This window comes from Microbacterium sp. ABR10 (assembly GCF_057812175.1).
Window position 1 is genome coordinate 1,688,278 of the sequence record NZ_CM173821.1, and the last position, 15,067, is coordinate 1,703,344.

Below are 15,067 nucleotides of genomic sequence, written 5' to 3' on the forward strand. Positions count from 1 at the left end.
CGCAAGATCGCCTGCGCGACTCGGAACCCCTGACCCCCTGCATTGCTCGTGACGGTCCCAGGGAGTTCCGAAGTGCCATCGTTTATCTCTGTTCGCGCACGCTGCGACGCAGGTCGCGCACCCAATATTCCCGGTCGAACTAATAGGTGAGGAGATTGCTGTAGCGGCGGTCGCTCAGGAGCTGACCGCGTTCGCTGACGACCGCTTCGGGTCAGGTACCGCCGCGCGGACGCGGGCGAGATGCGCTTCAACTGCCGCGAGCCGCTCCTCGAGTTGCGTGCTCTCCTTCAATCGCCGGTCGCCGACCATACCGGGGAAGCGGCGGCCGCTGCGGAACTCCCCCAGCTCCTCCAAGACGTGCACCTCGATTGACTCTTGCCCGAGCAGCGCCCGGCAGGCTGCGAACAGATCCGGGTCGAAGAGTGCCTCACCGCGTTTCCAGCGAGATTCCTCCTCTCGGTGTTCGGCAGCTCGGGCACGGCGATCCTTGTCGAGCCATTACTGTGCCTCTTCGGCAGCCCACTGCCGGAAGTCCGGCTCGGCGCGTGTCCATCCCTGCATGACCGCCGTTGCCACTTCGAGTGCCTTCTCGTAGTCATCGCGCAGCCACGGATTCAGAGGGCGGCGTCGTTCGTCTGCTTGAAGAAGGTCCGCGCCCTCAGCGGGCTCTCCAGAGCTGGACTGAGCACCTCGGCGGCGCTTCCAGAGCAGGCCGTTGTGTTCGAAGTCCTCGTAGTTGATCAGTTCCGGCTCCATGAGAACACCGTGCGCCTCGTTAGTGGCGGACGTCAATGAAACGATGGGTGACTCATCCGGCAAGACGGGTGCCCGGTGCGGACCGTCGCGCTGCCGCAGCTACCGTTGCGCTACCGGGTTGAGTGCAGATAGGCACCGGCTGTTGTGGCGAACGGTGCGTCTTCTGGGCCTCATCCAAATCGAGGTCGTCGCGTTCGGACGCCATCAACCGCGGCGGACACGACGTCGGGCCTTGGGCCGCATTGCGGGTCACCACGATCACCGCGGCCGACTCCGCCGTCGAAACTCGTCGATAGTGTTGCAACGTCAGGCGAGGGGGGTCTATGGGTGAGGTAGTTAAGGAGCGGTACGCGCTCCAGGATGATGGGCCGAAGATTCCTCAAGGAAACCAGTCCACCGTCGTGCGAGCATTCGATTTGAAGGCCTTCGACTACGTGGCGGTGAAGTTCATTCAGCCGTGGCGAGACGAGTTCACGAAGCGCATGTTCGAGCGAGAAACTGAAGCTCTGCGGCGCCTGTCCCACCCAAACATCATCGGGATCCGGGACTCAGGGGTCGATGAGACCGAAACGCCCTACGTGGTACTCGACTGGGTTGACTCCAGCCTCGAGCAGGTGCTGTCAGAAGGTAGTTGGGACCGCTGGGACGACTTTTACACCACTATGTTTCGACCGATCGTCTCTGCAATCTCGTACGCGCATCTCAACAACACTGAGCACCGCGACATCAAGCCGGCCAACATCCTGGTGGACTCTGAGCAGCGCCCACTCGTTGCTGACTTTGGGATCGCCACTGTCCGCGCGTTGGGCCCGCCAAGCACCCACACGGTCAGGCGGTTCCGTTCGGTTCCGTATGCTCCCGCCGAAGAGGAGACGCGCAGACCGTACGTTCGAGATGTCTTCAGCCTTGGAGTGCTTGCCATCCGGTGCCTGACGAAGGGAGCAATCTCCGACTATGACCAGATCCGACCTGCGTTAGCTGCGGCAAACGTTCCCGACGGAGTTCGGGACGTACTTGCCCGCTGTGTTGACTTTGATCCCAATCTGCGGCCATCGTCCGCCACGGAACTTGAAGGTCTCCTCGAGGACGCCTGGCACATGGCGGCGGAGGTCGCCGGGAAACGCCAGAACACTCTGTGGCTCAGTTTCAACGGTCGCGCACTTAAGGACCTGGCACTGATCGCAGCGGGCGACGAATCGGTGGTCATTCAAGATCTCGATGGAGCCGTCCACGCCGAGTTCGGGATCGAAGACTCAGGTGCGCCCGATCGCTCTTGGATGTTCCTCTATGGCGCCGCCTACCGATACTCGCTTTCGGCTCCCCGGCGAGACGGTGATCCACTCATGATCAGCGCGGTCTCCCACCGAGATTTTGAAACGATCGAACGAGAACGTCGCCGGTCGCTTCAGCTTCCAGCCGTCTTCCGGTGGGAGCTGAATCGACCCATAAACCCGGCTGCTGCAGTGCGCGGTTGGCAGGCGCTACAACGCCTCCTCGAAGCCCATCTCGACGCCCGCCTCTCGCCCCGCCCAGACGCAGAAGTCAACGAGTTGTTCGATCTGTGGAGCCGCATCCTCGATGCCCGCGCCGACCTCGCGCGCGGATCCGTCAGGCCCATGGCATACCGGCGTCGCGACCAGGTCGAACGCCGAGTCACCTTCGCGCTCGCAGAGGAACCCGACACCGATCTCCTCGGAACATTCTGGGAAGCCATCTCCCCCGAAAAGCCGCTTCGCGGTGTCAGCGGCGAAGTTGTTGAGCAGGATGGAAAGGATCTGACAATCCTGCTTCGCAGGAAGGCGAAGTCCATCCCGCTGCGCGGCACCCTCCGCCCATTCGATGCCCCGAGCACGATTGCCCTCTCACGGCAGAGGTCTGCGCTCTACGCAATCCGAGACGGCAAAGTACCGAACAGCGCGATCCGCGAAGTCGTCGTCGATCCGTCAGCGAGCACTTCCCCGCGTCGGCGCAGCGTCGACAGTTGGCGCTCTGACATGGACGCCGACAAACAACGTGCGATCGAAATCGCGCTGGGCAGCTCCGGGCTAATGGTCATCGAAGGGCCTCCCGGCACTGGCAAAACCCGGCTGATCGCGGAGCTCGTATACCAGTTACTGCGCAGCGACCCGAGGAAACGCATACTTATCGCCTCGCAGACGAACGCCGCGGTCGACAACGCACTCGAACGCATTTCCCAAGTGGGCCTCACCAACATCGTCCGTGTGGCGGGATCCGATCAGTCGGCCGTCGACCCCACCGTTCATGCACTACTCCTCGAGAATCGCCTCCCCCGTTGGGCAGACAACATACGCAGTCGCGCGCACGCAACAATGGAACAAGAGGCAGTCAAGTACGACATCCCTGTAGATCAAGCTCGCGCTGCACTCCTCCTCGAACAAGTCGCCGCACTTGGAACGGAACGCCTCTTCCTGGCATCCAGACTCGATGAGAAACCAGAATCGAGAGGCTCCGTCACCGGCCTCGAAGACGATGAACTAGTCGATCAGCCGGAGGACATTCAGGCCCGGATCGAAAAACTCGACGAACGCATCAAGGAACACGTCAGAGGCGCCCAGGCGCTCCTCGGCACCGAACTCATGCTGGACCGCGACCTTTCGCCCGTCGGCGCGCGAGAAGCACTCGCCGCCATCCTCATCGGGAGGCCAGACGCGCAGGCATTTCTATCGCGCGTTGAACTCCAGGCCCAGTGGATGGACCGCATCGAATCCGACGGGGATATCGCCGAGTTCTTCTTGGCGACGACATCGGTCGTCGCCGGCACGTGCGTTGGCCTCCTGCGCCACAAAGCCGTTGCCCGCACCGAGTTCGACGTCTGTATCGTCGATGAAGCGTCGCGGGCGACATTAACCGAAGCCTTGATTCCTATCTCACGTTCCAAGCAATGGATTGTGGTGGGAGACACCAGACAGTTACCGCCAAGCGATGAAGATCTTCTTCGGAGCCCCGCAATCCTGACGGAACACAACCTGACACCGTCCGACATCACAGAAACTCTATTTCAGCGGCTTGTCGACCATCTGCCAGCCGACTCGCAGGTCCTGCTGCAACACCAGTATCGGATGATCAACGCCATTGGCGCGATGATCTCGGAGTGCTTCTACGACGGTCTGCTGCGGTCTCCGCGGAACGACGGCATACCCGGATACGGCCCATGGGCTGGCGCCCCAGTGACGTGGATCGACACCTCCGTCCTAGGCAGCGAACGCCAGGAGGCGAGCGCCGCCGGAACCTCGGTAGCCAACCGCGCCGAAGCAAAGATCATGGTGGAGAAGATCCTCAGCCTCGATCGGGCACTCGAACAAGGACTCGTTCGTCCCCCAACAGGTCAAAAGCTCCAAGTCCTGGCCATTGCGCCTTACATGAGCCAGGTAGCCGACATTCGCCGCCGGCTCGCGGCCGCAACGTTCAAGAACCTCTCCGTAGCTGCAATGTCGGTAGACGCAGTGCAGGGTCGGGAAGCAGACATCGCCTTCTTTTCGGTAACACGCAGTAACCACAGGAGAAGTTTGGGATTTCTTGGCCCAGACTACTGGCGGCGTATCAACGTGGCTCTCTCCAGGGCACGCTTCGGTCTGACGATCATCGGTGACGCTGATTTTATACGATCCCAGGACAGCGGTCTTTCGAAGGTCCTCGAATATATCGAGCGCCACCCGGGGGATTGCGCGCTCAGGCCGGCGGAAAAATGATCCAGACGTATACGAGTATCTTTCGACGATACGCAGATGCGCGACCGGGCCTCAAACTGCTCGCTATTGAGGATGCTGCACTGCCGGTATCTCTTCTTCGCGCCGACGTCCTCGTCCAAGAACGGCGACGCCTGCCCGCAATCGACGAGTTCCTCCTTCGTTTCACAGAGACGGGTGTCAGCACGATCGAAGACATCGCGAAATACATGGGCCTGCCAAACGACCTCCTCCTCGATGCTGCCGTCCGGCAAACAAGCGCAGGGAACCTCACGCGACAAGACTCGACACGGTTCACCCTGACTGCGCAGGGAATGGCATTCAATCGGGAGCTGATTGCGACGCAACCACAGCTCAAAGAGATTGCCTTCGTCTTCGACCGACTCGCCTGGCAGCCCGTGACCTATCCACAGTCGACCCTCCTGAGACGCCGCGAAGCGACACAGCGGGGACTGACGCTCGTTCCCGCCGCGGCCACCGCTGCGATTGGAGTGAGCGACATCAAGATCACCGATCTGAATCGAATCGTGCCGGGCCGTCAAGCCACGATCCTTCGAGTCAACAGGCTCGCTGGTCGGCGCCACCTCTGGGCTCCAGCAAAGTTGCTCGTGTTCGGAGACAGCACATCGCAGGAACTTGAGCTCGCCGTGTATGTCGACGACGAGATCTCACCTGCCCATGAGTCGGCACTCCAGGCCACCGCTGCCGCGACACAACTTCGCATGACTGTCGCTCGTCCCCCCTTCATTCCCGACCCGCGGTTCGGTATGAATGCACCCCCCGAGACCGAGCAGTCTGATGTGCTGTCAATCGAGCACCTAGACCACCTGCTGGAAGCGGCGTTGCACTCGCGGAAGCGGCTGCTGATTGGCTCCCAGTCAGCACGTGGTGACGTAGTGGATGAACCGTTCTGCAGGTACCTCAGAGAGCGAGCGCGCGCAGGCACCAATGTGGCGATAATCATTGGCGACGAGTCCCTGGTGGATCAGACCGCGGCCGAACGCCTCCGAAGGCTGTCCCGAACCGAGCCGAACATCGCCGTATCTTACGCGGACCTGTCCGGAACGTCCTATCTCATCTCTGACGACATCACAATCGAGACGACTTTCGATTGGCTCTCGGGCGGTCAAACAGGCTCAGAGTACAGCTGGCGTGTCGGGCGACGCACTCAATCGGCCACCTATGCAAATGAAGCCGAATCACGACTCCCGCGCTGAAGGCGCTGTCCAGCTGTTCGCGTGGATCCGCCTCGCATATATCGATGAGTCAGCTGCCCGTTGCCGGCACCTCGTCACCCGCGGATGGGCCATACCAACGGGCTACACCAAGACCGCGCTGACGCGACGCGGTTGCGGCGACACCGAGCAAGAGCCGCGGAGATGACACTGCGCAAGGCAGGAAGCCCTGCACCCGATCTTCAAGTCACGTCCTCGCCGCCAATCGCGTGGAATGTTCGCGCTCTGGAAGTATTGATGCATGAGTCGCCCACGCTTCCAAGTCATTAGCAAAGGCCAATGGCCTATACAGACGGCCGGGGAATTTACCCTCGTCGTCGACATGTGGGACGACTTTCACTACAAGACGGCGTACTCGCTCCTCTACGGCACCGGCGATGACACCACCGATCTTGGGATGGTGAAGATCGCCCCGCTCGGAATGGCCGATCGCGATCCACACACTCAACTGCCGTCGACCTTCACCCAACTCCCCCCAAAGTTCTACTCGCTCGGACAAGATCGGGAGTACTACGAGGGCCTGATGAAACTTCCAGACGGCGTGGGACGATCCGCACTACAGGCACTCCGCGACGTCGCCGAGGACCCTGACCACTGGCTGCAGGTCGAGCATGAACCGGCATTTGAGACGTCCCTGCTCCGATCCGTCCCGAAGCAGACCGTCGTGGTCCAGTTCAGACGAATCATCGCCGGACAAGCAGCACTCACGCCTTACCGCTTCAGCTACTCGCGTGCAATTGGGCCGATGACACCCGACCTACGGTTGGAGTTTGGCGTGCACCCAGGTGTCATGCCGCCGACCAACGTGCACGTGGTCATCGGGGCCAATGGCGTAGGTAAGTCGAGCTTGCTGAGAGACTTCACAGAAGCCGCTGGCGGTCACGAGACAGCATCCGGTTCCTTCCGCGACGAGATGGCGTCCGCTTCTCGATCTAATGCAAACGCGGTGCCATTCGCGAACGTTGTGCATGTCGCGTTCTCAGCGTTCGACCGTCAACCTCTGGAGCGGAGCACCAACGATGTTGTTATTCATGCCGTTGGCCTCGCCAACGAACGCAGTGATGACCTCGACATCCAGTTTGCGAAGAGCTTGGTGCTCTGCTCGAAAGGCCCTCGACGTGCTCGCTGGCTTCGAGCCGTCCAAACCCTCAAAGCCGCAGACGGGATCCTTGCAGACGCGGACCCGGATGCCCTGATTTCGTCAGGCAACGCAGCGACAGAGTTCGCTCAGATGAGCTCAGGACACAAGATCGTCCTGCTAACGATGACCCGCCTCGTAGAACTCGTGGAAGAGCGTTCCCTCGTCCTCCTCGATGAGCCGGAGACGCACCTGCACCCGCCGCTGTTGTCCGCGCTCACCCGAGCTATCTCAGACCTAATGAACGACCGCAACGGCGTCGCGATCTTCGCAACGCACTCCCCCGTAGTGCTGCAGGAGGTGCCCCGCACCTGCAGTTGGATGCTTCAGCGTAGCGGCGAAGATCTTCGCGCGTCTCAGATCGAAACTGAAACGTTCGGAGAATCGGTCTCACGTCTTACGTCTGAGGTCTTCCACCTCGATATCAACCGCAGCGGATACCTTCACATGCTGCGCGCGCTTCTCCGGGAGCACGAAGGGTCCGCCGAACGCGCGCTGGACGCGATCGATGGACAGCTCGGAAGCGAGGGCCGATTCCTGTTGAGCGCACTAGACAGCACCGAGGACCACCGGGATGTATAGCCTCAGTCGTCCGACCGTCACCGCCTCTGAGGCTTACGCGCTCGCGGTCAGCGCCATCAAGAAGGAAGACTCCCGCCTCCCGTACTCCAACGCAAAAGACTCGGTCGTTGCAAGGTGCGATGCGTTCGACTCGTCGGCCGAGCGCCGCGACCTTCATCTCGCGGTCGGCAGTGAATATGACGTTGCGGGCCTCGAAGGTACGAAGATGGTCGAACTCTACGACAAGCAGTTCACGAGCCGGACAACGACTGCCGAACTCAGAGATGGCATCAAGAATGCCGCGCCTAACGCGCTCTGCCCGTACTGCGGTCAAGGTTATGTTTCCGAACTCGATCACTATCTGCCCAAGACAGTCTTTGCCGGCACGTCCGTTCATCCGGCCAATCTCGTTCCCTGCTGCAGCGACTGCAATTTCGCTAAGCGTGCGTATTCACCTGGGCACGAAGATCCCGCTGTGCTTCACCCTTACTTCGACGGCGAGATTTTCGATGCTCAGTGGTTGTCGGCCACTCTCGATCGCGGAGTACTTGATGCTCCCAGGGTGACGTTTCACGTCCAGCTTCCTCAACCCGATGACTTACTGCTGGCTCGGCTTGATCAACACTTGAAGGTGTTCAAGTTGCAGAAGCGGTTCAGAGCGTGGGCGGCTCAAGAACTCAACAATTTCGCGACTCTCCTCACAACCGACGAGGGGAGATCAATGACGCGTGACCAAGCCGAACAGCATCTTCGCCGCAACGCGATGAGTCTTTCCGGCGGGCGCGTGAACTCATGGGAGCGAGCAACGTACGCAGCGATGGCCGACAGCAGTTGGTACCTGACCGACCATCTCGGCCTCTCGGCCGCGACGATCTAACAGCCAGACCACGAGTCACACCCGATGCTCAGACCTGCGAGGGTCATGACGTGCGGCGACCGCTGAGGTCCGCTGGCGTCTGTGGTTGTACTCGGGTGTGACGAGCACGAAACCATCCCCTTGCGCGCATCGCACGCTAGGCAAACCTTTGCGGGCAATGAGCTCTGTTCGCGTCCATAGCCAAATGCAGGGCAGGTCCTCCGCCGATTTAGTCGAGCCATGAACAGAGTAGGTGACACTCCTCGCACGAGCTCTGGGAAAGTGGGTTCTCGGTGAAGCAGTGGCGGCAGGTCCAGATTTCGGCAAGTCGCACGTCTCCGCCACATTGGTGTCGCACCGTTGCGTCACGGTCGAGTTGGAGTTGTGCAAGTAGTTCGGGATGTTCGTCAGGAACGGAAGCGACGACGAAAGCGACAGCCGATCGCTGCGAACTCATGGCGATTTTGTAGCGTTCGATCAGGCGAGAGCGGTCCGCGGAGGTCGCGATCGAAACGGCTGTTGACAAGAAGCGACCTTGCCAAGTCATCGGCACGTCGAGGGTTTCTATCACTGTGCTCACCTCAGGACATCCTGTGTTGATGGTGAGTTGCGCAACCATGGTCACGATCTGTTCAGAGCGTGAGACAAAGCACTGCGCTATCGCCTCTGCTTCGTCGCAGCTCAGAGGTCGCTTGACAGCGCGAACGGACATCCCTGTCGTGCAGATCTGCCGGAGCACCTCGTCATCATCCTGACGAAGAATCTCTCGGGCCTCTGCCGCGAGTCGCTCACGATCTAGGCCGTGCGCGTCAACCACGGCATCGATCCATACGCGCTTGAGACTCTCTGGCGTCGCTGTCAGATTCCCCATGTCACCCGCAGTGGACTGGCCCCAGCCGATGATCGATACAAGCTCAGAAAGTTCACCCCAACGCCAGGGCTCGGGAGGGACTCCGGCTCCGTCGAGCGCCGGCCAAGCAGCCAGGATTCTCAGAAGCCACCCTAGGCCGTGTCGATCTGCGTAGAGTTCAGCAACGCTGCGCAGACCTTCGAACCCGGCGACAAGGTTGGATAGGTCAACATTGTGCCCGTGTCTCGACAGCGCCGTTGTGACCGCTTCAAATGTTCCTGCGCTCAGACGCTTTGCTATTGCGACAAACTTCTCGGCCGACCCAGCCGGTAGCTGATTCACGTGATCGACGGCAAGACGGATCGCATCATCGACCCCTTCGATCAATCGCTCGCCTGCTTCGATCACAAGGGTCTCGCCTCGATATTCCGATGCTAGCGGCTCCGGCGTAGGCGTCTCCAAGAGTGCACTTGCGAGCGCGACTTCATCAGCATTTAAGGGACGGCCCTGCTCGTTCGCATCCTGCAAAGCAATCAGCAGCTCGATCAAGTCACGTTGCTGAGGCGCAAGCGAAAGAAGTCGAAGGCGGGAACGCTGACGGTCCCTCACGTCGTCGGTCGAGCGGATGCGAACCAGTTGCACAGCGAAGTGCCAGCCGTCAGGGTCTCGACCGTGACTCATGAGTCGATCTATCAAGGAAGTGCCGAGTGCGGGCGGCGGGAGGTGGTCTTCTGCCGCGTCGGCGAGTAGATCGATAATCCGCCTCTCAGTCACGTGGTCAAGGTCTGACCAGTTGGGCGCGAACGAAGCAACCCACAGGACAGCCCTCCCTCTAGTGCTCTCGGGCGCGTCGCGCTCTGCTGAGTCCACGAGAATGCCGCGCATCGAGCTGTCCGTCTGTACTGCAAGCTGAACTGTGGGCCGTAGATCGGGATCCTCCAACGACCTCGCCATCCATGACTGCTTGTCGTTGGCTGAGAGCTGGTTGGCTCGACGCGCGTCTGCAAGTTCGGCGAACTGACGACTCCGCGCCACCAGCTCGTTGCCATTCTTGACGAACACACCGACCCGCTCGTCCCAGAAGTGGACCACCTGACGGGAGAGCTCCTCGTTCAACCGTTCGCCGAGACCCCACATTCGAAGTTGCTCTTGCACGGCTACCTCGGCATCCGCGACGGTTGCGCCGCCCGTATTGACGAGGCAACCGATCGTTACGAATCCATCCGTCAGCATCGGCGCCCGCATATCCCGGTCCAGCCCGTCGGCATGACTAGCCTTGAGCTGCTCCCATGCGGTCACACTGTCGTCGATCACACTGCTCAATAGCTCAACCGGATTGGTCAGCTCTGCTTCATCGTGAGCCACGCGGATAGTAGCGAGCGTCGCAAGGAGCGGAACGCTCCAGATGTCATCTGCCCGCCTCGACATAGATGCCAGCCGCCGTAGGCGTTGACCGACCCAAGCGTCGCGGACTGTAGCGTCCGCTGGAGCAAGCGCGGAAACGATTGCAGGGAGAGATCGTTCGAGGCTCTTCGGTGACTCAAGCTCGACGCTTGGCAACGACAACTGAAGCGCCGCATCGACCGCACTGGGGCGGGTCGATAGCAGGAAGCCAGTCGCCGACGGAAGGTGGGCCAAGATGTGTGCCAGATCACGGGCAACGGTGCCACGTCGGCTCCTCGCTTCGTCGAGCCCATCAACGATGAGGATCGCGTTGCCGGACAGGAGCGCATCGCGCAGCGCCGTCTTGGTCACCATGGGGTCGGCCCCAACCACGCGCTCGGAAACCTTTCGAAGGATCACGTCTAGTGTGATCGAGTCGCCGGAGCTAGCGACCGTGAGAGATTCCCTCAGGTCAAACAGCACAGGGACAGGGGCCTCAGTATCGGAGGCCAAACTGGCGGCCAGCTGTCGTAGCGCTTCGCTCTTGCCAATTCCTGGTAGTCCTGTGAGCACGAATCGATTGTTGCGGCGCGTGATCCGAAGTAGATCTTCGGACATCCGGTGATCGTCCGTTCGGACTGTCCAGTCCTTCAACAGGTCGTCGACGTGAACCTCGCCCAGACTCGGGTCCAGCGCCGACAGGTGGAGTACGTCCCGTGCTCTCGAGACGAGCTCGCGGTAAGCGCGGACTGCCTGTCGCTTCGCCTCAGACGCTGCTGCGGGCGCACCTTCAATGTCCGCGATGACGTCGATCCCGGCGGCGTCTATCGCCCCAAGCCAATCCGCCATGTCTGTCCACCGACGATTCGCAGCTGCCTCCTGCATCATCGTCCGAAGCGCGCGGAACGCTGCATCTGCCCTGTCCAGCCGAACTACCGAGCCGAGTAATGCACAGGCGACCTGCGCGTGCGGATCGGCGGTTGCCTCGGTCGCGAGTTGCATGAACAACAAGTCGCGCATTGTCGCGTCGGGATCCGAGCATCCGCCACTCTTGAGTTCGCGCCGGAGAGCATCTAGCGACTGTCGCTGCCCCTTGTTCAGCGGCGCGGCATGCTCGTCGTTCAATTGGTCGATCGTCAGTTGCATCTGACGGAGATGCCCGCGCAGCTCGCGAGCCACCAGGCCGAGTCGATCGCCGGGCTGATACCCCTGACGGCTCCACTGACCGATCGCGGCTCGAAGAGCAGCATCAATTCCCGCAGAGCGCTTGCACTGGAGGTACCAGGTGGATCCGTTGGACATTTTCACGACGATGTCGTCAACGTCCTCCGACGCTTCGAGGTAGATGCGCTCCGGAACCGCGCCGTTACGACCCTCTACTGCCTTGCCCAGCATGGCGTGCACGGCGAAGTATGCGGCGGCACCACTGCGATGCAAGCTGCCTTGCTCGTTGGCGGCACCACCGCCCGCTCCATTCGGCATTGCGCTCCTGATTGCTGGGCGCGTGACCTTCCCGTCGATGCGCCTGTAGGCCAACTCTATTGACCGGCACGTTCGTCGCTCGGCCGGTGTGCTTCGTGGGGCGTATACGGTCGCTGGGCGAGCGGTTGTGCCGTTGAGTTAGGGGACGTCGCCGGTCGCGGACTCCCGCGACTTCCTCCGGGCGTCTGCGTGCCGTTTCCTGTATGCACTGCTCAGTTGAATTTCGGAAGTCACCTCGAGCGCTCTGGCAGCTCGCCGGAGTGTGGCCCGGTATGACTGGTTCTTGCTGATGTAGGTGACGGCGCGCCCACTCCAGACCATTGATGCGTTGCTTAGAAAGAGCAGTAGATCTTCGCCCAGCGCGCTCCGTGGTTCTCGCCGCGGGGGCGGAACTTGGTCGCCGGGTGCCGGCGCTGAGAAGTAGAGGTCAACGACCCGGACGCCGGCGTGGCTGTAGGAGCTGAGCGCCTTGTGGTACAGGTACGCGTCAGTGCCGCCAGGGGCCAGGTCCTCGCAGATGAGGTCGAACCGGCGAGCGTTGTCGGCTGAACCGACATGAGCGTCCATGTTCGTGTCCGCGACGTCATCTGCACCATCACGGAAGGTCTCCACGATCGAGCGCTTGAGCACTGACTGCAGGTTCGTCTGCTGCCTGGTGTACTCGTGCATAAACGCCCTCACACCGTCGTGATTCTCGCTCTGCACGAGCCAGATCGCCGTCAATGCGCACTCGTACACAAGGCGCACCAGCGGGACAGCAGCGTTGGCATGGCCACTGTCAATGAGCAACCGGATGCCCCGCGCTGTCTCGTGGATGTGCCGCGCTAGCCCGACGACGGACTCCATCCTCGCTAAATCAGACGTCGTGATCGGCTTACCTGACCGTGCGTGGGGTTGCGACATCGCTGTCGGATGGCCCTCATCATCCCAAGCTGAGACGAGGTCGTCGGCGAGTTGACGAAGCTCCGGCGTCGTGAGAGTCATCACCGCACCCTAGAGCATCTTGTGGCTTCGGGCTGGCGTTGGCTAGAGCGCCTCGCTAGTCGCTCGTGATGATGAGCTAGGTGGCGTTTGATCGTCGCCCAGTGAGCGGCCGAAGAAGCGCCCGCAACGTCCTTGTCGGACCCGCAAGAGGGTCATCACGCTTCCCGCCGCGGTGTCCTGAACCCCCTGAAGGGCGCGGCGTGGTCGCGACTGATACCCCGGCCAGAACAGGCTTGTGAATCACGGACGTGGCATGTGCGGCGGCACACACTGAGTCAGGGAGAATCCGTGCATGACGTCAGCGCAACCCATGTCGGCATCCTCAGCGTTCTGGCCGCCCGATTGGTCTCAGATGTTCCCTGACATCCTCGTTGCAATCATCACTGGCGTGTTGGTCGGGCTTGCCGTCCTGTGGGTCGAGCGCGGCACCTCCTCTCGCCGCGACCGGTCCGCGCAACTCGAGCGAGCTTCCGTTTTGGTCAAGAGAACGTTCATTGAACACGCCTTCACCTACCCGGAAGGCGAGCTGATGCCGGATGACCCCGGACTCGATCGATTGGTCCGAGAGGAGTCGCTGATAGACCTCCCCTCGACCGAATGGCTTCGGGTTCCCGGCTACATCTTTCTGCGAAGCATCGTGCGCAACTGGTCGGCCATGCGAGTGCAGACAGAGGAGTTCGAACGAATCATGGACACCGCGCATCAGGTGATGTTGAAGCCCGACATGAAAAGCCCGATCCGGACTGCGATCCGACTCTTCTCCTATATCCCGGATCAGGAGTGGAAGCCGTCGCGCTTGGTGCCTCGATGGGCGACTCTGTCCCCAGACGAAAAGCGAGACTTCAATGACGTACTAACCGACCCGGGGATGGTCGGCGCAGCCCGGAAGTACGCGATTGCCCGGCAGGAGGTCGAGGCGTGGCGAGCAGGCTTCGTCGGTGCAACGGCGCATATGGCGCAGGTTGAGGAGCGAGTATACGAACTGCTGACGGCGGTGGCCGGTCAAGGCTGGGTGGAGCAATCCGGCGCGAGAGGCACTACGCGGATGCTCCAGAAGGATGCTCCCGGGTTCGCAGCAATCGCGGGCATGGAGGCCTACAACGCAGCTGGGGGGAAGGGGCCAGTTCTCCCCCAGAACCTGCGGCCGTCCCGGGACCAACCCGGGCTTCGGTCGGGCAGACGCGCGTCCTCCGACTAATTTGGCCGCCCGCCGGAGATGACCTCCACGAGCCCGAAGTGCGGCGCGTGACTCTCCGCTACCACTTGCCCGCAAGTCGATCCCTCTTCGCGTCGTAACGAGGTCCTCTGCGGATGACGTCCATGTGACAAGCTTCGACCGTGAGGCGAGCGAGCGGGTCTCTGGCGGGCGTGGCCACAGCTGCCGCGATCCTCACTGCTTGTGCGGGGGCGCCACCAGTGCAGCAGTCGAACGGATTCACGCTGATGACTGCCCCCGGCCGTCCCACTGCATTTATGGAGGCGCAGATCAACGGGACATTGACGATCACCGACTCTGGATGCTTTGCGGTCGCCAGCGGCGAAGTCGTTTACCCGCTCCAGTTTCCATTCGGAACGGTGCTGGGCGACGATGGGCAAACCATTCAAGTCCCTGGACTGGACCCGCTAAAACTCGGCGACCCAATCCATGGCGAAGGCGGTTACGTCGCGTTAGACACGGTCCCTCCCGATTATGAAGCTGAGAACGAGCACGCGGAATCTGTCGTGTGGCAGACCGTCGCTAACTGATCTCACCAGAGCCGACAACCCGGCGCCGCGCCTGTCGTCATCGCACGGACGTTCACGATGCTCTGCACACGCTCAGCTGTGACGGCGCCACGCCTCATCACGCATAGAAGCGGTGTACGTGCCAATCGCCCTCGGTGCGATACACGTCGAACACGACGCTCTCCCCCGCGGGGTCAGTGGCCTGGAAACGCCATCCGTAGAGCCCGTGGTGGTGGTCCAGCGGCGCAAACCATACTGACTCCCGCAGCCGGGTGGGGGTGTCCGTGACGCGCCAGCGGCGGCCGTTGTAGATCATCCGGGCGGGGATGTCGTTGACCAGCCATAGTGTCGTCTCCGGTGTCGTCGTGGGCGCGCTCATAGCGTCCGACG

General features: G+C 61.4%; 10 protein-coding genes. 6 read left to right on the forward strand and 4 right to left on the reverse strand.

Translation table 11 applies throughout. From position 1 onward, the window contains the following. Positions 1-498: 498 nt before the first annotated feature. Positions 499-756: a hypothetical protein gene (locus tag ACXKZF_RS07745; protein ID WP_488985896.1), complete on the reverse strand. Its 258-nt coding sequence runs from the start codon at positions 754-756 to the stop codon at positions 499-501. Between the two features lie 323 nt (positions 757-1,079). Here ACXKZF_RS07745 and ACXKZF_RS07750 point away from each other — a divergent pair, with 323 nt between their 5' ends. The 4 genes from ACXKZF_RS07750 (at position 1,080) to ACXKZF_RS07765 (ending at position 8,274) form a co-directional block, all read left to right on the forward strand. Then, a complete protein-coding gene (locus ACXKZF_RS07750; protein ID WP_488985897.1) occupies positions 1,080-4,466 on the forward strand; it encodes an AAA domain-containing protein in 3,387 nt (1,128 codons plus the stop codon). Continuing rightward, a complete protein-coding gene (locus ACXKZF_RS07755; protein ID WP_488985898.1) occupies positions 4,463-5,680 on the forward strand; it encodes a hypothetical protein in 1,218 nt (405 codons plus the stop codon). Before ACXKZF_RS07750 ends, ACXKZF_RS07755 begins: the two co-directional genes overlap by 4 nt. A gap of 259 nt (positions 5,681-5,939) precedes the next feature. Continuing rightward, on the forward strand, positions 5,940-7,418 hold the full coding sequence (locus ACXKZF_RS07760) for an AAA family ATPase (protein WP_488985899.1): 1,479 nt from the start codon (positions 5,940-5,942) through the stop codon (positions 7,416-7,418). After that, on the forward strand, positions 7,411-8,274 hold the full coding sequence (locus ACXKZF_RS07765; RefSeq protein WP_488985900.1) for an HNH endonuclease: 864 nt from the start codon (positions 7,411-7,413) through the stop codon (positions 8,272-8,274). Before ACXKZF_RS07760 ends, ACXKZF_RS07765 begins: the two co-directional genes overlap by 8 nt. 208 nt (positions 8,275-8,482) lie before the next feature. On the opposite strand, the gene ACXKZF_RS07770 is transcribed toward ACXKZF_RS07765, so the two are convergent. Then, the gene (locus ACXKZF_RS07770) at positions 8,483-11,968 is read right to left on the reverse strand and encodes an NACHT domain-containing protein (protein ID WP_488985901.1); all 3,486 of its coding nucleotides are present in this window, start codon (positions 11,966-11,968) and stop codon (positions 8,483-8,485) included. Between the two features lie 138 nt (positions 11,969-12,106). Further along, positions 12,107-12,952 carry a DUF6988 family protein gene (locus ACXKZF_RS07775; protein WP_488985902.1) on the reverse strand — a complete coding sequence of 282 codons (846 nt, stop codon included), beginning with the start codon at positions 12,950-12,952 and terminating at the stop codon, positions 12,107-12,109. 292 nt (positions 12,953-13,244) lie between these two features. On the opposite strand from ACXKZF_RS07775, the gene ACXKZF_RS07780 reads away from it, so the two are divergent. After that, on the forward strand, positions 13,245-14,150 hold the full coding sequence (locus tag ACXKZF_RS07780; RefSeq protein ID WP_488985903.1) for a hypothetical protein: 906 nt from the start codon (positions 13,245-13,247) through the stop codon (positions 14,148-14,150). Positions 14,151-14,368: 218 nt separating this feature from the next. Further along, positions 14,369-14,698, forward strand: coding sequence for a hypothetical protein (locus tag ACXKZF_RS07785; protein WP_488985904.1), 330 nt, complete (start codon positions 14,369-14,371; stop codon positions 14,696-14,698). A 97-nt stretch (positions 14,699-14,795) separates the two neighbouring features. Here the strand turns inward: ACXKZF_RS07785 and ACXKZF_RS07790 are convergent, their stop codons facing one another. Then, positions 14,796-15,056 (reverse strand): hypothetical protein, encoded by a 261-nt coding sequence (locus tag ACXKZF_RS07790; RefSeq protein ID WP_488985905.1) that lies wholly within the window; start codon positions 15,054-15,056, stop codon positions 14,796-14,798. Between the last annotated feature and the right edge of the window lie 11 nt (positions 15,057-15,067).